This is a genomic window from Desulfovectis peckii (assembly GCF_055391705.1).
Genome location: NZ_AP042409.1, coordinates 1201962 through 1221364, shown reverse-complemented (window position 1 = coordinate 1221364; position 19403 = coordinate 1201962). Strand labels below are relative to the sequence as shown.

16 protein-coding genes and 1 riboswitch are annotated in these 19403 nt (G+C 41.1%); of the genes, 15 read left to right on the top strand and 1 reads right to left on the bottom strand.

Annotation, left to right across the window (positions count from 1 at the left end; all coding sequences use genetic code 11):
- Positions 1–191 precede the first annotated feature (191 nt).
- From ACZ5NG_RS06105 to ACZ5NG_RS06050, 12 genes are all read left to right on the top strand, one after another.
- Positions 192–1856: a ribonuclease J gene (locus ACZ5NG_RS06105; RefSeq protein WP_464250939.1), complete on the top strand. Its 1665-nt coding sequence runs from the start codon at positions 192–194 to the stop codon at positions 1854–1856.
- Between the two features lie 988 nt (positions 1857–2844).
- Entirely contained in the window at positions 2845–4614 is a 1770-nt protein-coding gene (locus tag ACZ5NG_RS06100; RefSeq protein WP_464250938.1) for a putative bifunctional diguanylate cyclase/phosphodiesterase, read from the top strand.
- Positions 4615–5378: 764 nt separating this feature from the next.
- Positions 5379–7592, top strand: a complete 2214-nt coding sequence (locus tag ACZ5NG_RS06095) for an EAL domain-containing protein (RefSeq protein WP_464250937.1) — start codon at positions 5379–5381, stop codon at positions 7590–7592.
- Positions 7593–7722: 130 nt separating this feature from the next.
- Positions 7723–8607 carry a hypothetical protein gene (locus ACZ5NG_RS06090; RefSeq protein WP_464250936.1) on the top strand — a complete coding sequence of 295 codons (885 nt, stop codon included), beginning with the start codon at positions 7723–7725 and terminating at the stop codon, positions 8605–8607.
- Between the two features lie 152 nt (positions 8608–8759).
- Positions 8760–8984 carry a DUF1659 domain-containing protein gene (locus ACZ5NG_RS06085; protein ID WP_464250935.1) on the top strand — a complete coding sequence of 75 codons (225 nt, stop codon included), beginning with the start codon at positions 8760–8762 and terminating at the stop codon, positions 8982–8984.
- Between the two features lie 37 nt (positions 8985–9021).
- Complete coding sequence (locus tag ACZ5NG_RS06080; protein ID WP_464250934.1) at positions 9022–9255, top strand: DUF2922 domain-containing protein; 234 nt, start codon at positions 9022–9024, stop codon at positions 9253–9255.
- A 322-nt stretch (positions 9256–9577) separates the two neighbouring features.
- Positions 9578–9772, top strand: coding sequence for a YvrJ family protein (locus ACZ5NG_RS06075; RefSeq protein WP_464250933.1), 195 nt, complete (start codon positions 9578–9580; stop codon positions 9770–9772).
- On the top strand, positions 9772–10338 hold the full coding sequence (locus ACZ5NG_RS06070) for a D-Ala-D-Ala carboxypeptidase family metallohydrolase (protein ID WP_464250932.1): 567 nt from the start codon (positions 9772–9774) through the stop codon (positions 10336–10338). The genes ACZ5NG_RS06075 and ACZ5NG_RS06070 overlap by 1 nt, the downstream gene beginning before the upstream one ends.
- A 91-nt stretch (positions 10339–10429) precedes the next feature.
- Positions 10430–11116, top strand: a complete 687-nt coding sequence (locus tag ACZ5NG_RS06065; protein ID WP_464250931.1) for a DUF554 domain-containing protein — start codon at positions 10430–10432, stop codon at positions 11114–11116.
- Positions 11117–11442: 326 nt separating this feature from the next.
- Positions 11443–13167 carry a hypothetical protein gene (locus tag ACZ5NG_RS06060; RefSeq protein ID WP_464250930.1) on the top strand — a complete coding sequence of 575 codons (1725 nt, stop codon included), beginning with the start codon at positions 11443–11445 and terminating at the stop codon, positions 13165–13167.
- A 33-nt stretch (positions 13168–13200) separates the two neighbouring features.
- The gene (locus ACZ5NG_RS06055; protein WP_464250929.1) at positions 13201–14604 is read left to right on the top strand and encodes a copper amine oxidase N-terminal domain-containing protein; all 1404 of its coding nucleotides are present in this window, start codon (positions 13201–13203) and stop codon (positions 14602–14604) included.
- A gap of 88 nt (positions 14605–14692) precedes the next feature.
- Positions 14693–14938 carry a hypothetical protein gene (locus ACZ5NG_RS06050; protein ID WP_464250928.1) on the top strand — a complete coding sequence of 82 codons (246 nt, stop codon included), beginning with the start codon at positions 14693–14695 and terminating at the stop codon, positions 14936–14938.
- A gap of 75 nt (positions 14939–15013) precedes the next feature.
- On the opposite strand, the gene ACZ5NG_RS06045 is transcribed toward ACZ5NG_RS06050, so the two are convergent.
- Positions 15014–15919: a DUF2935 domain-containing protein gene (locus ACZ5NG_RS06045; protein ID WP_464250927.1), complete on the bottom strand. Its 906-nt coding sequence runs from the start codon at positions 15917–15919 to the stop codon at positions 15014–15016.
- Positions 15920–16138: 219 nt separating this feature from the next.
- Positions 16139–16255, top strand: a riboswitch (molybdenum cofactor riboswitch).
- A gap of 167 nt (positions 16256–16422) precedes the next feature.
- Here ACZ5NG_RS06045 and ACZ5NG_RS06040 point away from each other — a divergent pair.
- The 3 genes from ACZ5NG_RS06040 to ACZ5NG_RS06030 are packed head-to-tail and all read left to right on the top strand — an operon-like array spanning position 16423 to position 19387.
- Positions 16423–17562, top strand: coding sequence for an ABC transporter substrate-binding protein (locus tag ACZ5NG_RS06040; protein WP_464250926.1), 1140 nt, complete (start codon positions 16423–16425; stop codon positions 17560–17562).
- Positions 17559–18599 carry a FecCD family ABC transporter permease gene (locus ACZ5NG_RS06035; RefSeq protein WP_464250925.1) on the top strand — a complete coding sequence of 347 codons (1041 nt, stop codon included), beginning with the start codon at positions 17559–17561 and terminating at the stop codon, positions 18597–18599. Before ACZ5NG_RS06040 ends, ACZ5NG_RS06035 begins: the two co-directional genes overlap by 4 nt.
- On the top strand, positions 18599–19387 hold the full coding sequence (locus tag ACZ5NG_RS06030; protein WP_464250924.1) for an ABC transporter ATP-binding protein: 789 nt from the start codon (positions 18599–18601) through the stop codon (positions 19385–19387). The genes ACZ5NG_RS06035 and ACZ5NG_RS06030 overlap by 1 nt, the downstream gene beginning before the upstream one ends.
- Positions 19388–19403 lie beyond the last annotated feature (16 nt).

Genomic DNA, 19403 nt, shown 5'->3' with positions numbered 1-19403 from the left:
AAAATTTGACACATGCCGCCTATTCTGCACTTGTTTACCAAAAGTAATTTGAGTATAATAAACCAGAATAGAAAAAATCAGGCTATATTACCCAACCGCTCTATTAACAAAATCCCCGCCTTCTTCTACATGCTCACCAACAAAAAGTATACGTTTTTTGTTTTGCAGCAAGTGAACTAGGAGGTGTAGGATTGGCCAAAGAGCAAAAAATACAAATTATCCCCCTTGGGGGGCTTGGTGAAGTCGGTAAAAACATGACAGCGGTGAGGTTTGGGGACAACATTTTGTTAATAGACAGCGGGCTTTCATTTCCGGAAGAGGAAATGTTGGGTATTGATATAGTAATCCCGGATATTACTTATTTATTGGAAAACAAACATATGTTGCGCGGCATTGTGCTCACTCACGGGCACGAGGACCATATCGGCTCACTGCCGTATGTTTTAAGACAAATTAATGCCCCGGTGTACGGAACAAAGTTAACCTTGGGCTTGCTGGAAAACAAGCTAAAAGAACACAATTTGCTTAAAGGTACAAAGCTTAATACCGTTAAACCGCGAGAGCGTGTACAAATTGGTCCGTTTAAAGTGGAATTTATTAAAGTTTCCCACAGCATTCCGGATTCTGTGGCCATTGCCATTCATTCACCGGTTGGTGTTATTGTCCATACCGGTGATTTTAAAATTGACCACACGCCGGTAGACGGTGAAGTAACCGATTTTTATAAGCTGGCACAATTGGGGGAAAAGGGTGTGCTGGTGGCGATGGCTGACAGCACTAACGTAGAAAAGCCCGGATACACCCCATCGGAAAGTGAAGTAGGTCATACATTTGAAGAAACTTTTGCCGACTGTAAAGAGCGGATAATTGTTGCTACTTTTGCGTCTAACGTGCATCGCCTGCAACAGGTCATTTCGGCCGCCTGTAAGTATGACCGCAAAGTGGCGATTATTGGACGCAGCATGCTTAATGTGGTGAACATTGCTTATGAGTTGGGCTATCTGCAAATTCCCGAAGGATTGCTGATTGATCTGGATGAAGCAAACCGCCTGCCGCAAAATAAAGTGGTACTGCTGTGCACCGGCAGTCAAGGTGAGCCGATGTCCGCCCTGACCCGCATTGCGATGTCAGACCACAAACAGGTGGAAATCCTGCCCGGCGATACCGTAATTATTTCTGCCAACCCTATTCCGGGCAATGAAAAACTGGTAGCGCGAGTAGTTGATTTACTCTTTAGAAGGGGAGCAAAAGTAATATATGAATCCGTAGACGGCATTCATGTTTCCGGTCACCCGGCGCAAGAAGAGCTGAAACTAATGCTTAACCTGCTGAAGCCAAAGTTCTTTATTCCCGTTCACGGGGAACACCGTATGCTGGTTAAGCATGCCGAACTGGCGCAGCAGTTAGGAATACCGAAAGAAAACACCTTTGTAGCGGAAAACGGTATGGTTTTGGAATTTACCAAAAGGCGTGGCCGGATAGCCGGTCGTGTTCCTGCCGGACGGGTGCTGGTTGACGGTCTGGGTGTGGGCGATGTGGGGAATATTGTGCTGCGCGACCGAAAACAGCTGTCTCAAGACGGCATCTTAATTGTAGTGGTTACCATTAACCGCGACAGCGGCATGATTGTATCCGGCCCGGATATTGTATCCCGGGGGTTCGTATATGTGCGTGAATCTGAGGCTTTGATGGATGAAGTAAAAGAACGTGTCACACGAGAACTGGAAAAATGCTGCGAACGCAACATTAAAGAATGGTCTGCCATCAAATCCCATGTTAAAGATGTATTGGGCAAATTTTTATATGAAAAGACAAGAAGAAGGCCAATGATCCTGCCGATTATCATGGAAATATAACTTAATTACCGACTTCCGAACCGCAAACCCTTTATTTTTAAAGGTGCTGCGGTTCTTTTATTTTTGAGCGGTAAAAAAGAAGGTGGCGTTATTGTTGAGATATCAGGGCCGCCGGGTTGGGTTTTAACTCAACGAGCGCTGACACATGATGCGAGCAAGAAAAAGTAAACATACGGAAGCCGCCCTTGACACGCTTGCGAAATGCGAATAAAATTAATTAAAAAGACCTAAGTTTGGAAAAGAAAAAGGTACCAGCAAAGATATTAAAAAGGTATCAAATTTTTATACCTAAGTTAATATTTATATAGATTTAAAAGCTGATATCTAGGCAATTACTTAGCTTAAGGTTTTAGCATCAGAAACGGAAGCGGTAAACCCGCTGCCTGCCGGTGCAGCTGCATTACAGTCAAAATCGTCAAAACAGCCGGCTGTTTGCGGCAAGATCGGATGGCAGAGAGAATTACTTTGCATGAAACAGTTTTCGATTGTTCAAAAGGGGCAACAGAAGGGACAACAGGTGGTGAAACAGAAGGTGCCACAAAAGGAGCACAGTTAGAACATCAAAAGGGGCACATTATATAAACATAAACAAAAACAAAAACAAAAATAAAAATATGTGATGATCATGATCATCAATGCCTTTTGCCGCCTTCGTTTTTACCATTCTGCTTATTTTGCCTTCTTAGGGGATGCTTTTGTTTGCAGTGGCAGTTTTTAAGAAAAAGGCAATTCTTCCTAAAATACATTATTGTTTTCGAAATTTTTAGAAAAAGTGACATTAAGTTACTTTTATGCTAAAAATAAAATAAAGTATTGCAAAAAAATACCAATGATGGTACAATGTGGCTATAAAATAGTTAAGTGCATTGCTTTAACTTTTGTTAAAGTGTTAGCAAGGCAACACTGTGCTTAGTTAAAAAATTAGCAAGTTTACCAATAACGTTTTGCGGATATAAAAATATCCCGGAATAACTTGGAGGAATGGCAAGTGATTGAAAAAGAAAATATAGCCGATAATGAACCGCTAAACCGGCAGCTGCCGGTAAAAACGCCGCAGCAAATAAACAAACTAAAAAAGCGCTTAGAATATTTAGTGCAGAAATCGATTGATGTCTTTGCCATTCTCAGTTCCGACGGAAGCATTAAATATATCGGTGAAACGATAGAGAAAGTGTATGACGTAAAACCAAAAGAATTAATCGGCAAAAACATATTTAAAGATTTAGCGGGATATAAGTCGGCAAAGTTAATTGCTATGCTTAACTTTGTTTTAGCCGGCTACGGTCGGGAAGCGCAGGGAGATGTCGCGCTTAAAACCCCGCGCGGCAGAGAAATTCATTTAGACGTGCATATGCAGAATATGCTGCATGATCCGGCGGTGGAAGGTATTACGGTAAATTTTCGCGATGTTACCGACCGGGTAGCGCTGGAAAAAGAAATTACCTACATGGCTACCCATCATGAAATATCCGGGCTTCCGAACAGTGTTTATTTTAAAAAGAAATTAAGGCAACAGCATCAAATGGCGCAAAAAAACGGAACAAAATTTGCCCTAATGATGCTGGAAATTGACGGTTTAAAGTACGTAGATTATTACCTAGGATACGAGTTTGAAAAACCGTTGCTTAAAGAAGTTGTGTGGCGGTTAAAGCAATGTTTAGGTGACGATATATTTATCGGTCACTATTCAGGAGACCATTTTGCGCTGATAGTTCCGGAGCCAGGCACAAATCTTAAATATGAAGATATAGCCAAGCAAATAATTGCCTCTTTTGCCCGCCAATTTCAAGTTGGCCGGTATGGAATAGATTTATCGGTAAATATTGGCATATGCGTTTATCCCAATGAGCAAGATGTTGATGCCCTGGGCAAGCAGGCCAAAATAGCCCTGCTGCACGCCAAAAAAGAGGGCAAAAACACATACCAATTTTATACTTCTGATTTAGATATTCAGCATTATAAAGAATTTCTGCTGCGCAATGATTTGCATCATGCGATAGAAAAAGAACAACTTAAAGTATATTTTCAACCGATGGTTAACTTGCAAACTAACGAAATACTGGCAGCGGAAGCGCTAATTAGATGGCAGCACCCGGACTGGGGAATGATATCTGCCGGCGAATTTGTTTATTTAGCCGAAGAAACGGGGCTAATTGTTGACTTGGGCAAATGGGTTTTGCGTGAAGTATGCCGCCTTTATCGGCAATGGCAGCAGGCCGGGTTGCCCGATATTAAAGTATCCGTTAATTATTCTGCCGCTCAGTTTTTAGAAAAAAATTTTGTCAATGACGTCATCGATATTATCAAAGAATTTAAACTTGATCCGCGGTTTTTAATTATCGAAATTACTGAAAGCATATTGATAAAAAACACCGAAAGAATAGCCTCCAAGATTCAAAGTTTACAATCCTATGGCATAGAGGTGGCCCTTGACGACTTCGGAGCCGGTTTTTCTTCCCTGGCTTATCTAAATCAGTTTTACATTGATATTTTAAAGATAGACGGTTCGTTTATCAAAAAATTAATTTCCAACCAAGCCAGTGTCGTGATTGTAAGTACACTTATAAGATTAGCTAAAGAGCTGAAAATTAAAATGGTGGCTGAAGGCATAGAAAATGAAGAACAGTTATCTCTCTTAAAAGACTTAAACTGTCATTACGGACAGGGGCATGTTTACGGCAAGCCGGAACCGGCTGAACACTTTGCCCAAAAATTGTCTAAGTGCAAAACTAAACTTATGTTAACAATGGCAGTTTAGAGAAAAGCCGGTACAGCTATTTTAGAGTAAGGTTGTTGCAGTTGATATAATTATTGTGCGGTTGTGTGAAGTACATATAAACGAACAAGCCTAGGGGGTGGCGTGCAAGCCACCCTAACTAATTGCTAAAATTGCTGATAAAATCCCCCAGCCCCTAGAAATATAAGCACCGCAAATCTGTCAGCAGCTATCTCCTACCATAATCCAAAGCAAATCTTGAATTTGCCGGTTGGGCAATTTCTCCCCCTTTTACCCTATAGGTCATTAAAAAATCCCTCCACTGTTAACTTTACTTCCATGATTTTTTGTTTGCGAACAACAACAGGTGCAGCGCAGGTTGCTGTTTTCCAATTTATTACATTTACATTATAAATGCCGTATGGCAAACATAAATAATACTGATATGAATTACTTGTTTATCTTAAATTGTGGATGCACCGCTTTCTTGCAGCCAAATAAAGCTGATGATTATAAATCGGTGGCTGTGTTTGCAGGCAAAAGAAAAACCTACCTTATATTACCATATAATTCACATAATATTTAGAAAATACGATAAAAAGTTACTTATATCCCCAAAATGCTATAAAGTATTGCAGAAAAATACCAATAATAGTACAATGTGGCTATAAAATAGTTAAGTGCCTTTTTTAAAACATTTTTAAAAAGTTAACAATATAACACTGCACCTTGTTAAAATGTTAGTAAACTAGCTAATAACTTTTTTGCGAAAAAGTGTGTCGAAAAAAATTGGGGGAGATAGAGAAATGATTGAAAAAGAAAATATCGCCGATAACAAACCGCTAACCCGGCAGCTGCAAGTAAAAACGCCGCAGCAAATAAACAAAATAAGAAGGCGTTTAGAATATTTAGTGCAAAAATCTATTGATGTCTTTGCCGTTCTTGCTTCCGACGGAACCATTAAATATATCGGTGAAACGATAGAGAAAGTGTATGACGTAAAACCAAAAGAATTAATCGGCAAAAACATATTTAAAGATTTTGCGCTAGCGGAACCGGCAAAGTTAACCGGTATGCTAAACTTTGTTTTAGCCGGCTACGGTCGGGAAGCGCAGGGGGATGTTAAGCTAAAAACCTCGAACGGTAGAGAAATTCATTTAGACGTGCATTTGCAGAATATGCTGCATGATCCGGCGGTGGAAGGTATTACGGTAAATTTTCGCGATGTTACCGACCGGGTAGCGCTGGAAAAAGAAATTACCTACATGGCTACCCATCATGAAATATCCGGGCTTCCGAACAGTGTTTATTTTAAAAAGCAATTAAGGCAACAGTGTCAAATGGCGCAAAAAAACGGAACAAAATTTGCCCTAATGATGCTGGAAATTAACGGATTAAAATATATAAATTACTCCTTAGGGTACGACTATGAAAAACCGTTACTTAGAGAAGTTGTGTGGCGGTTAATGCAATGTTTAGGTGACGATATATTTATCAGTCACTACTCAGGAGACCATTTTGCGCTGATAGTTCCGGAGCCAGGCACAAATCTTAAATATGAAGATATAGCCAAGCAAATAATTGCCTCTTTTGCCCAACATTTTCACGTGGACAAGTACGAAATAGATTTATCGGTAAATATCGGCATATGCGTTTATCCCAATGAACAAGGTATTGACGCCCTGGGCAAGCAGGCCAAAATAGCCCTGCTGCGCGCCAAAAAAGAGGGCAAAAACACATACAAATTCTATTCTTCTGATTTAGATATTCAGCATTATAAAGAATTTGTGCTGCGCAATGATTTGCATCATGCGATAGAAAAAGAACAATTTAAAGTATATTTTCAACCGATGGTTAATTTGCAAACTAACGAAATACTGGCAGCGGAAGCGTTAATTAGATGGCAGCACCCGGACTGGGGAACGGTATCCTCTGACGATTTTATTTATTTAGCCGAAGAAACGGGGCTAATTGTTGACTTGGGCAAATGGGTTTTGCGTGAAGTATGCCGCCTTTATCGGCAGTGGCGGCAGGCCGGGTTGCCTGATATTAAAATATCCGTTAATTATTCTGTTGTTCAGTTTTTAGAAAAAGATTTTGTCGATAACATCATTAAAATAATTGAAGAATTTAAACTGGATCCGCGGTTTTTAATTATCGAGATTACTGAAAGCATGTTAACAAAACACACCGAAAGAATAGCCTCCAAGATTCAAGGTTTACAATCCTATGGCATAGAGGTGGCTCTTGATGATTTTGGAACCGGTTTTTCTTCCCTGGCTTATCTAAATCAATATAACATTGATATTTTAAAGATTGACGGTTCGTTAATTAAAAAATCAATTTCCAACCAAGCCGGTGTCGTGATTGTAAATGCACTTATAAAATTAGCTAAAGAGCTGAAAATTAAAATGGTGGCTGAAGGCATAGAAAATGAAGAGCAGTTATCGGTCTTAAAAGACTTAAACTGTTACTGCGGGCAGGGGTACATTTACGGCAAACCGGAACCGGCTGAAGATTTTGCCAAAATATTGGCTAGGGGCAAAATTAATCCGCTGATTGTAAGTAACGGCAGTTTAATGCTGAGGGAAAACCGGCGCAGGTATTTTAGAATAAGGTTTTTGCAGTTGTTAGAAGCTGATTTAACTATTTTAGAAATTAACGGCAAAAAGGTAGACGTCGGCAATACCAAAGTGCTGGTGAAAAATATCGGCCCGGGAGGATTATGCTTTATTTCTAATATCAGGTTCCCGGTGAAGAAATTTATTATTCTGCAGTTTACTACTCAACTAATAGGCAAAGAACTTAAGTTATACGGCTACCCCGTATGGCGGGGGGAGCTGGAGCATAACTTGTATGAATACGGCATTGAGTTTAACATTGACGAAAACGAACGTACAGAATTAATCAGGATACTGAATCAAGTGCAGATTAAAAAGAGAAAAAGTGTTGTTTTTGCCGAAGGCAATTTTGTTACCGTATCACCGGTAAATTATTTCAAAGCACTGGTGAATGATTAATTGCCCTATACCCCAACCTAATCATGGTGCGGTTGCAGGCAATTGGAAAAATTTTTATTTATACTAACTGAAACGTTTCCCTTAGGTAAACAGTCTTTTAATAAAAAGACATTCTAAGGGAGGCTCTTTAATGTTTAAAAAACTAACTGTAATACTGCTTTGTTTTAGCCTGCTGCTGGTGGTGGGCTGTGCCCGGCAAAGTGCCGATTCCGAAAAGGATTCTGAAGAGAGCAAAGCCATTATGGCAGATTTTAATGCTCTCATCCAAGATTACACAGGGGTAGAACAGGTGGCAGATTTTATTAACCAAAATATTGCCCGGGTTTCGGCACAAGAGGCAAGTGAGATGGTCAATCAGTTTGAAAAAATCCAGCAAGACGGCATTGCCCAGTTTGAAGAAATTATTTTTACCGAAGATATGCAGATGAAAATGCACAATGCATATCAAGGAATTATCAGTAAAGAGGCCGAGGTTGAAGATGCCGCCTTAAAAGAGTTGTTAACCAAACTGGCAAACAGCGGCTACAAGCTGGAAACTGCCGAGGGAAGTTACTTCCCGGTAATTGATTACCGGTTCTACCAAAACTTCCGCAATTATGTAACCGATGATTTAAAAGCCTACATTGATATTATGGCTGTTGAATCAAGCCAAGTGCCCGCTAAAGATGGGGCACTGGTAATCGGCTGGAGTGAGGTAATTAACAGGGCATTAAACTTAGAAAAATTTATCAACACTTACAGTGATTCCGTTAAAATTGAAGAAGTTAAGGAGTTGTATGACAAGTATTTGCTTTTTACCTTTAACGGTTTAAATAATACGCCCCTATTTGATTACACTGACCAAACAATGGACTCCGAGGCTCTGGAAGCTTACACCAAAGCGGTGGAAAACACCGGAGACAGCAAATATTTGGCGGCATTAAGCGATTATCTGGAAATACTGAAGAGCAACAATTACAAGTTGACGGATGAGGTAGAAGCCTTTAGAGACCAAATTAATGAAAAATTAAACTAAAAAAAACACTTGTTCCCATACAAAACTTGTGCTACATTCTAACCAAGCCGGAAAGAAATTTTCCGGCTTTTTTTATATATTTTCATATCTTAAGGCAGGGCTTTCCGGCTTAGCCCTGCCGCAAGTAAAAAACTAAAAAGGAGGACGGTAGGATGGCAGTGGTAAAAAGCGTGGTTGACTCTCGCCTGCAGTTAGAAGTTGTTGTGGATACCGACCAAAACGGCAACCCGGTTATCCGCAAAAGAAGCTACGGCAATATTAAAACCGATGCCCCGGATCAGGATGTACACGATGTAGGCCTTGTTCTCAGCGAACTGCAGGAGTATCCTTTGTACGCAATTAACCGCATTGACACCGGCGCACTGGTAGAAGTCTAGTTTATTAACTAATTTAAAAAGAAAGGAGCGATGCTAAATGCCTGATGAAGTTACTAAATACCTGGAACTGAGATTTTTAAATGAAGCCGGCGGCAAAGTAACCATTCGGGTAAATGACCCCAAAGAAGGGCTTACCGCCGAAGAAGTGAAAACGGCGATGGAAACAATCATTGACAAAAATGTTTTTTCATCCAGGGGCGGCGATTTGGCGGCAATAGACAGCGCTCGCATAATCAGCCGTGAAACCGTTGAGCTGGCAATTAACCAGTAACAGTAGAGGTGTGGGGGCGCGAAAAATTGCGCCCCCTTGTTACGCTGCGATAAAAGGCACAACTAAGCTCAAAGCAAACCATTGTGCGGTTATGCTGAACGATATGCGGTTATGCTGAACGATATGCTGACAAACAAAATGTAGGGAACGCCCTTGAGCGTTCCGCCACAACAAAAGGCAGCAGCAAAGCGCAAGCTGCTCATTGTGCAGGGGGCATGAACTTGGAAATGTACGGGGTAACGCTATCGGATACGGGGCGGCATGGAAACCGATTATTTTCCCTTTAACACCACACATCTTTAACAAAGGAGGGTTAAACACAATGGAACAAGCATTCCAACTAATCGGCAACTACGGCTTTCCGATGGTGGTTGCCGGTTACTTACTGGTACGCTTGGAACCGGTAATTAAAGACTTACAAAAATCTATTACCCTGCTCACGCTGGTGGTGGCCAAACAATCCGATATCGATATAGAACAAATGCGCCAAATAATCGATATCAAGGGGCGAGGGTAATGCTGAAAATTGGAGACAAGGGGCGAGAGGTACAGCAGCTACAGCGAAACCTAGCAGCCGCCGGCTTTTCACCCGGCCCGGTAGACGGTGAATTTGGCCCGCAAACCAAAGGGGCACTGATAAAGCTGCAGCGCACCTGCCGGATTGCAACCGACGGTATTTACGGCCCGGTTTCGCAAAAAGCGTTAAAACTTTTGCTTCCTCACCGGCCCAGCGGGCGGTTAAGCGAACACTTTAATGATGCGGAATTTGCCTGCCGCTGCTGCGGCACGGTCAGGGTAAACATATTTTTAATCAGCATGCTGGAACAACTGCGAGCAAATTTGGGAAACAAGCCAATTATAATCACTTCCGGCTATCGCTGTCCAAAACACAACCAACAAGTAAAGGGCGTGAGCAACAGCCAGCATTTATATGGCAATGCTGCCGACATTGTTGTCAGCGGTATCACTCCCGGTGCAGTTGCCGCGGCGGCGCAAAAACTGGGCTTTGCCGGCATTGGCCGCTACCGCGCATTTACCCATGTAGACGTAAGATTAAAGGGCCCCGCCCGCTGGCATGGCTAAAGGCAGACAAAAATAGTTGACCATTTGCCTTCCGGATGGTTTAATATTATCTCTATAGGCCTAATGACAGACTTGTAGAGGTGATTTTTTTATGTTAGGAACCATTATAAATACCGCCACCATTATTATCGGCACCGTTGCCGGAAGCATCGTTAAAAGGGGAATCAAAGAGGAATATCAAGAAGCGCTCTTTAACGCCATGGGCTTTGCCGCTGCCGCACTGGGCATTAACGCCATAGTAAACAATCTGCCCAACAGCAATTATCCGGTGTTGTTTATAGTAAGCTTGGCTCTTGGCAGCTTAATTGGCTATAAAATTAGAATTGAAGACAGGTTTCATAAGCTGGTGGGGAAATACTCCCAGTCTAACTTGGGGCAGGGGTTGTCAACGGGAATACTGCTGTACTGTATCGGAACCCTCTCGATATTGGGCCCGGTAATGAGTGCCCTTTACGGCGATAATACCTTTTTATATACCAATGCCACCTTAGATTTGGTTACCTCTATGGTGCTGGCATCCACCTACGGAATCGGCATGATCTTTGCCGCTCCGGTTTTATTTATTTGGCAGGGCAGCATTTACCTGGTAGCCCGCTACTTATCCGCCTCCTTCTTTACCGGCGATTTAATGACTGAACTTTCCATTGTGGGCGGAATCTTAATCGCCAGCTCCGGCATCAGCATTTTAAAAATAAAAGACTGCCGAACAATAGATATGCTGCCCTCTTTATTTGTTCCAATCGTATTTTTTGCCGCTAAAGAAATTATTGGCTTCTAAAATGCCGCTTACCGCCACGACTAAAAACCCGTGTAGAACACGGGTTATTTATTTGGGTTTTAAAGTCAGGCAGAGGATAGTCTTCTGGGATGATGTCCTCAAAAAATTATGGCGGCTACTGATTATCAGAGGGAATTAATTATTCTTATCATAGGCAGCAACCGCATGAACGCTTTACCAATGAAGAAATTTTTCTATTCTAGTTAATTTTTAAAGCAATAGCCTGACGACTGTCGTTAATTTACAGTAATCGACAAAACATGCTAAAGGAATTTGCAACATTTCTTCTAATTCAGTATTTAGAAAATTCAGGAGGTGTTATTATAGTGTTTAGAAAAATCGCCTTATTATTATGTGCCCTGCTTTTCTTACAACTGTCTAACTATTCAGCAGCGGAAGCGGCAACCGATAATTATGCAGTAACTGTGCCTATAATTGAAACCGGTGATAACCGCGAACTGGGATCAATTGCTATAAGAGAAGACGTGGATACTGACGCCTTTTTTAAGCCCGATGATGTAATTACCGTTATTTTGCTTTCCGGTGTAGAATATGCCGGTATTGCTACGGTTGGAGAGGTTGTTTATGCGGAAGGGCAGGGTGTTAGCGATGATAATGCCCTTAAATATCTATCATATGTGGATAGAAGAAGCTCAGAGCAAGGAATTTTATGGTGGGAAATTGTTGCAGCAGGTGATGACTTTATTTCGGTAAAAGCTAATGCCACAGAAGATTATGCCAATACCGGCGGAGAAAGCACCTTATATTTTCATTTTAACGAACCTGATTTCAGTTGTGTAGATGTTGACAGAGATGTAACAGGTGATATTAAAGTTGAGATTTGTGCACTGGGAACTGCTGTTACTTCGGAATTTGTTACCGTTGCTCGGGTGTTTAGTGGTGATACTATAACAACAATCTCCAAAGTTAACCATATTAAGATAGGCACCACCGAAGAAATTGGAACAATTAGAATAAGCGAAACTACGCCAGGATTGTTGAAAGCAAGTGCTACCGATTATATTAAACTAACGCTTCCTGAAGGTTTTCGCTGGGTATTAGGTGATAATTTTAGCATAACAGGTACAAACGGATTAGAAGCGGAAATTGCTGCCGGCTGGGAAGAGCAAACATTGTGTATAGAAATTACCCAAGGTAATAGCGGCAGCCAACCGGGATTTATTTCTTTGTCAGGGTTGATGATTAATGTTCCGGAAGAAACTACTTCAGATGTAGTAGTAGTAGAAATATCAGGAAACAAAACAACTTCAGAAAGCATTGTTGTTGCGGAATTAGAAGATTATGGGGTGGAAATATATACTGGTCATATTCCCACAATACAGACCGGAATAGCCCATAGGATAGCTGATATTCAAATTTCTGAGCTAGGTTCCGAAAGCCTAATCAGTGGGCGCACTGTCAAGATGGCACTGCCGGAAGGAGCCAGGTGGGTGTATATTGACGAGGACAGCGATAACGGTGTAGCCCTTGATTTTGTCGGGTATAAGCAAAATCAACGGGTTGCGGTTTGGCAGGTTAACGGTACTTCTACAGATGCAGCAACATTGTATCTTGAAGATATGAAAATAATTGTAGAGCCTTGGTTTGCAGGCAATGTGATTATGATAGAAGTTACCGGTTCTGCCGGGCTAGAGGGCCGATTGCCGGTTGCCTTTATTGAATCACCGCCAGAACAAACAAGCTTTGCTATAGACCCTGCGATTGGTATTTTAGATAATTCCTTTAATCTGGTTAATAAAAATCTAATAAAAGGTAATCAGTATTACTTAAACACTAAAATAACAAATTTAACCGATTCTATGGTCCCGGCTTTGGTTATTACGAAGGTAACCAATAATAAAGGAGAGATTGTTCAGTTTGATGCTATTAAAACGCAGTATAACGCACTACAAACCAATGAATACTATACGTTATTTACCCCGGATAATAAAGGAGAATATATAGCAGAAGTTTTTGTATGGAGCAACTGGTTATCTAATAATGGTAAGCCGTTAGCTGAGAGCATGAGTATTAACATTGTAGTTGATTAATTGATATATTGATCTGGGGTGAGGTGCTTTTAAGTGTTTAAAAAAACTACTGTTTATATAGTATCTTTGTTTTTTATTCTACTGCTCGCTACACCCGTTTTGGCTGCAGATGAGTTACTGGTTAAAACTGATCAAAGTAAATATCAATTAAATGAGCAGGTATATATAAGCGGAGAAACAACATCCGATAAGATCGCGCTGGAAATAAAGGATGCCGGAGGGAACATTGTTTTTGTAGAAGAAATAAAGGTGCAGAATAATAAATTTAGTACAACTTATAAACTTACAAAGACAATAACCGGAACATACCTGATTACCGTTTATGGGCAGGGTAAATACGCTACCGGTAATTTTGTGGTAGAAAAACCGCCCCCCGACAATTCTTCAAGTGGCGGTTCTGGTGGTGGCGGTGGTGTGAAGAATAAGTCTGATAACTATGTAAGTAAAACCGTTGCCATAAATGAACGTGGCGAAGTCGTTGAAACCGTGACCATAAATGCAGACAGTTTAAAACAGTTAACTAACAGTAACGAGAAGAAAAACATTATTGAAATAGATGTAGGAGAAAAGTCGAAAACTCTACCGGATGTTGTCTCAGTAAATATTCCGCATGCGGTGTTTGATATTTTCAAGGATAGAGGAATTAAAATAATAACTAACCAGGTATCATTGGAATTGCCGAAAGAACTTGTTGAAACAATCAGCACGGATACAGCAGGCTTATCGATAGAAATTAAACATGAGGAAGTTGGCGCTGTCAAAGAAGCTTTAACAGAAATACCGGAAATATCTAATGCTTTAATTATAGGTAAACCCACATCTATTAAAACTAAATTGGTTGGCAACACAATTGTAAGCATTCCATTAACAGATATTGATATACCTCAGGATTTGAAAGAGAGAAATTCCTTCTTAAACAGTCTTAAAATTTTAGCAATTCATAGTGACGGTGAAAAAAGAATAATCAAGCCTAACATTTTATATACCGATAGCGGTAAGCCGGCAGCATTGGAATTTGAAGTAAGCAAATTTAGTACTTTTGCCATTATCAAGCTTCCGCCAACGGAAATTTCGTTATACTTAAATAAACGGGAAGCATTGGTGGATGGCAAAAGATATTTATTGGATGCAGAACCCTACTTAAATAGCAAATCTAATCGGGTACTGGTTCCGGTTAGGTTTGTCAGCGAAGCTCTGGGAGCTGAGGTGAAATATATTAAAGACAGCAAGTCGGTTATTATAACTCAGGGAACAAATGAATTAAGGTTCGGTATCGGATTAAACAAAGCGCTGGTTAATCAAAAGGAAGTATATTTAGATTGCCCGGCTGCCGTTATGTATGATCGAACTTTCTTACCGGTACGCTTTATCAGTGAGTCGTTAGGGGCAAAAGTAACCTACAACGGAGAATCTCAGCAAATAGTGATTTGTAAATAGCTTGATATAAGTAACTTTAATATTTAAAACACATCACCCGGCAACACGAACAAATGTTCTGTTATAATATAGCTGGGTGATGTGTTTTATGACCAAGCTGTATGACGAGCCGATAATTGTGCATCTGGATGCCGCCGGCCGGCCCCGGAAATTTATTTGGCGCAGGCACTTTTTTCAGGTTATCAGCTGCTCGGTAATTGAAAAAAAGCCTAACTGGTCGGAATGGTGGAAACCGCCAAAACCGCCGGTATACCGCTGCATAACGCGTCAGGGCTTGGTAGCCGATTTGCGCAAAGTAGATGATCGCTGGTTGTTGCAGCGAATTTATGATTAAAAAGAGGGCTGGCAGCAGATGGGGCAAAAAATGCCGCTCTGATGAAGTGCCCATCAGAGCGGCAAATTTTTTAAATCAGTCTTGCTGACAGGGCATGCTTCTCAACAGTCTTAAATAATGATTGGCTTCACGCAGTACGTGATCTGCCAAAAGGGGCGGAATAACGGATTTAATTTCGCAATCTAACAGTCCCTGGGTAGCGGTTCTTTTAAAGTCCCTAAGATCCTCGGTATTTTCCAGGCTTTTTCGGGCTATTTGTCTTTCCGCCGATTCTATGCATTTGTTAACCAGCCTTTCAAATATTTCGGCAAAGCTGGCGGCAGTTTCCTTTAAATCTCTTTCTGTGGGGTCCAGCATTCCGTCAATAAACTGTGCGTGTTCGGCCATGATATGATTCCAGAAATTTAGCTCTGAGCATTGAAGCCTTCTGGGCATTCTTCTGGCTTGCAGCGCATTTAATAATTCTTGGTAGTATTCTGCTTCCAGTATATCGTGGATCAGCATTTCCGGATATAAGCCAATAAATATTTCACACTCCTGCACCCGGTCTATCAGTTCATTTTGAAAGTCAATTACCTCTTGCAGCAGATTTAATGATCTGGAATTTAAATCACATACTATCTTTTCTAGCCGGCAGTAATAATTATCTTCATCGCCGGCTAATTCCAGTTCCGCCTGGGTAATTTCGGTATCAATACTGGCTCCGGTTAATTTTGAGTTTAATTTTTCCGCTCTTAAAGTGTATGGTGTGACAAATTCATTTGCCCTTACGGCATCTTTGGATACCACCCCATTGGCATAAAATACCGTTTGCGCTAAAAGCTCTTCAAAACTTTGTTTTAGTGTATTGGCCTCTGTAATATAGTTAGGTTCAACCGGCTGCAAATTGGTTTCAATAAAAAACAAATGCTCTTTCATGATCCGCTGAAAAAACAGGTTTATTTCCAAAGAAAGTCTAATAAACTCCCGCCTTGATAACATAAAAAATCCCCCTTTAACAATATTTTCCTTAGAACATATTATGAAAGGGGAAGGAAAGGTGTTCTTTAAGCAGTAAATATGTATTTATCCCTTATTTTGTTTGACTGCCTTCAACAGGCGATATAGATAAAAATTAGATTGTACTAGTGGGCACGATCTAAAAAATATTTCTAATTTGACAATTTAAATAACACTGAATATTATGTGGTTAAATAGTTAATCACATAATTACTCCGAGCTAAACATTCTACGGGTAACTATGAATGTTTAGCCGCTGGGTAGTACGGGAAACTGTGCTGCCTTCCGTGTTTGAAAAGGAGTGTCAACAAAATTGCATCTGTTATGTTTGGCACTTCTTAAAGGAGGTGCTTTTTTTATGTATTTAACGTAATTGAGGGCGCAGATTTTACCTAAAAGCTATTGCGGGTTCAAGTTACTTTATATTTTGGTATGATTAAAATTTCAAAAGAGCACAGCAAACAACTGGTAAGGAAGAGATAATTATGAAAAAAAAGCTTGCTTTATCTTTACTAATAATCTTAACTTTATTGCTTTTTTCCGGCTGTCAATCAGAGGAATCTGCCAATACCAATACCAAAGTAATAACGGATCTGGCCGGCAGAACGGTAGCCGTTCCGGCTAATCCGACACGCATTGCCGCCATGACCGGCCCCTCTTATGAGATGGTATTTATGTTGGGTGGACATGATCGCATTGCCATGGTGAAAAGCGGCCACACTACTAATTATCCTTTGGCCTTGCTTACCAACCCGGATTTAGCCAATTATGACGGTATCGGTGCCAACCCCAGCTCTGCAGTAAATATTGAAGATTATATAAGCCGTAATATTGATTTGGTTATTTATTATAACAACGATAATGAACTTAAGAAGTTTGAAGCCGTTGATATTCCGGCTGTTGTGCTTACTTTGAACACCAATCCGATTACTTCTTTAGAAGAAGTGATGTCACAAAGTTTAGATCAATATATTCACAATTCTACTTTAGCGGTAAAAACTTTGGCTGAGATCTTAGGTGGGGAAGCCATTCAGGAAGCGGAAGACTGGGCAGAATATTGCACCGAAAAATTAACCATGATTTATGAACGCACACATGAACTTACCGATGAACAGCGCAAAACGGTCTTTTGGGGAAATACCTGGGGAGAAAACATTCTTGCTTCCTACCCGGTAACCAATCTGGCTTATCAGATCTGGCTTTGTGGCGGTAAGTTAGTTGGCCCTGAATCCGGAAGCGGTAATTTCCCGGAAGTTACCAAAGAACAACTGTTTAATTGGGATCCGGACGTAATTTTAGTTGATAACCATGGTAATTATCCGGAATTGGTTATCGAGAGCATGTATAAAGAAAATTCAATATGGGCGTCATTAAGCGCGGTGAAAAATAAACAGCTTTACCGCATACCCGCCGGAATTTTCTTTATGGATAAAGGAACCACTTCTACTTTAATGCTGCTTTGGTTGTCAACAATACTGCAACCTGAATTGTTTTCTGATATCGATATGATTGAGGAAGTTAAATACTACTATCAAGAGTTTTATGAGTATGAATTAACTGATGAACAAGCGCAGAAGATTCTGGACGGATGGTATGAAAGAGTTGGGGAAGAACCTGAGCTATGATTAACGCCGTAAAAAATATAGAAAAAAAGCCATCTCTTTTTAAGTGGCTGATGATGGCTGTTTTTCCGGTATGCCTTTTTATTACATCACTTTTTTTAGGTCGCTATTTTGTTCCGCCGGCTGAAGTTATAGCTATATTGGCTAATAAAGTGTTTGGTTTACCAATTGAACCTTTTTGGGATCAGACTGCGGAAACTGTAGTAATAAAAGTACGTCTGCCGCGGGCCATCATGGCTGCCCTGGTAGGTGCCGGTCTATCCATGTCGGGAGCGGCCTTCCAGGGGATGTTTCAAAACCCGCTGGTCAGCCCTTTTATTTTAGGTGTCTCTGCGGGTGCAAGTTTTGGCGCCGCAATTGGTCTGGTGCTGGAACTACCTGCATTTGCCATTCAGGGGCTGGCTTTTATCTTCGGGATCATAGCTGTTGCCATCACTTATACTACGGCCCGTATTTATAAGGTTACCCCCATACTGATGCTGGTTCTTTCCGGGATGGTGGTATCGGCTTTTTTCCAGGCCATGTTATCATTGGTTAAATTTATCGCCGATGATGATGAAAAGCTTCCCGCCATTACCTTTTGGTTAATGGGTAGTCTCGGCAGCGTAAGTCTTGATGATCTGCCCATTGCTACTATCCCCATCTGTATATCCATGTTCGGGCTTTATCTGGTGCGCTGGAAGCTTAATGTTTTATCAATGGGCGATCGGGAATCCCGGGCACTGGGTGTTAATAATGAGCTGATTAAGTTAATCATTATTGTCTGCACCACTGTCATTTCTTCCACTGCAGTGGCATTTTGCGGCATTATCGGTTGGGTGGGGCAGGTAATACCCCATTTTTGCCGCATGATTGTGGGGCCGGATCATAAAGTTCTCATTCCGGCAACGATGATCGTTGGTGCCGGGTATTTAATTATGATCGATAACCTTTGCCGTTTATTGTCTACCACTGAAATACCCCTTGGTATTTTAACCGCAGTAATCGGTGCCCCTGTTTTTGCCTATTTGCTCCGTAAGACCAAGGGAGGCTGGAACTGATGAGCATTAAGCTTTCTGTTAAAAATGCCTGCTTTGCTTACGATGACGGTAAACCGGTTTGGGAGAATATAAATATCGATGTTGAAGAGGGTGAATGTTTGTGCCTGCTTGGGCCCAACGGATGCGGTAAAACTACTTTGTTTAATTGCATTAACGGTAGCTATTCTTTAAAATCCGGTTCTATTTATGTGAACGGAAAAAATATCAAAGATTATTCTGTTACTGAATTGGCACAAACGATGGGCGTTGTCTTTCAAGAGCACAGTGCGCCTTTTCCGTACACTTCGCTAGAGGTGGTAAGGATGGGCCGCACTCCCCATTTAGGCATGTTTGACACCCCTTCTCAAAAGGATACCGAACTGGCTTACAGTATCATGGAAGAATTGGGCATCGCTCATTTGGCGGGTAAAAGCTATACTCATATTTCGGGCGGTGAACGTCAACTGGTATTGATTGCCCGTACCCTTTGCCAACAGCCGGAGATTATCCTTTTTGATGAGCCTACATCTCATTTAGATTTTAAAAATCAAGCTATGGTGCTGCGCACTATTAAAAAGCTCTCTCAAAAGGGAATGACTATCGTGATGACCAGCCATTTTCCCAACCACGCCTGGAAGATTGGCACCAGCGTTGCCATGTTGAGCTATCAAGGCATGGTAGCTCACGGCCCGGTGGAAGAGGTAATGACTGAAGAAAATCTCAGTAAAACCTATGGGTTAGAAGTTAAAATTTACGAGGCTAAATCGGGTACTAAGCGTATTCGTTTTTGTGAGCCGAATATAGAGTAACAATATTGGGAGGGAA

Bases quoted from the DNA above. Each gene is read 5' to 3' on its own strand.
- ACZ5NG_RS06040 (WP_464250926.1), top strand. From the start codon at position 16,423: ATGAAAAAAAAGCTTGCTTTATCTTTACTAATAATCTTAACTTTATTG.
- ACZ5NG_RS06035 (WP_464250925.1), top strand. From the start codon at position 17,559: ATGATTAACGCCGTAAAAAATATAGAAAAAAAGCCATCTCTTTTTAAG.
- ACZ5NG_RS06090 (WP_464250936.1), top strand. From the start codon at position 7,723: ATGTTTAAAAAACTAACTGTAATACTGCTTTGTTTTAGCCTGCTGCTG.
- ACZ5NG_RS06045 (WP_464250927.1), bottom strand. From the start codon at position 15,919: ATGTTATCAAGGCGGGAGTTTATTAGACTTTCTTTGGAAATAAACCTG.
- ACZ5NG_RS06085 (WP_464250935.1), top strand. From the start codon at position 8,760: ATGGCAGTGGTAAAAAGCGTGGTTGACTCTCGCCTGCAGTTAGAAGTT.
- ACZ5NG_RS06065 (WP_464250931.1), top strand. From the start codon at position 10,430: ATGTTAGGAACCATTATAAATACCGCCACCATTATTATCGGCACCGTT.
- ACZ5NG_RS06070 (WP_464250932.1), top strand. From the start codon at position 9,772: ATGCTGAAAATTGGAGACAAGGGGCGAGAGGTACAGCAGCTACAGCGA.
- ACZ5NG_RS06050 (WP_464250928.1), top strand. From the start codon at position 14,693: ATGACCAAGCTGTATGACGAGCCGATAATTGTGCATCTGGATGCCGCC.
- ACZ5NG_RS06095 (WP_464250937.1), top strand. From the start codon at position 5,379: ATGATTGAAAAAGAAAATATCGCCGATAACAAACCGCTAACCCGGCAG.
- ACZ5NG_RS06030 (WP_464250924.1), top strand. From the start codon at position 18,599: ATGAGCATTAAGCTTTCTGTTAAAAATGCCTGCTTTGCTTACGATGAC.
- ACZ5NG_RS06075 (WP_464250933.1), top strand. From the start codon at position 9,578: ATGGAACAAGCATTCCAACTAATCGGCAACTACGGCTTTCCGATGGTG.
- ACZ5NG_RS06080 (WP_464250934.1), top strand. From the start codon at position 9,022: ATGCCTGATGAAGTTACTAAATACCTGGAACTGAGATTTTTAAATGAA.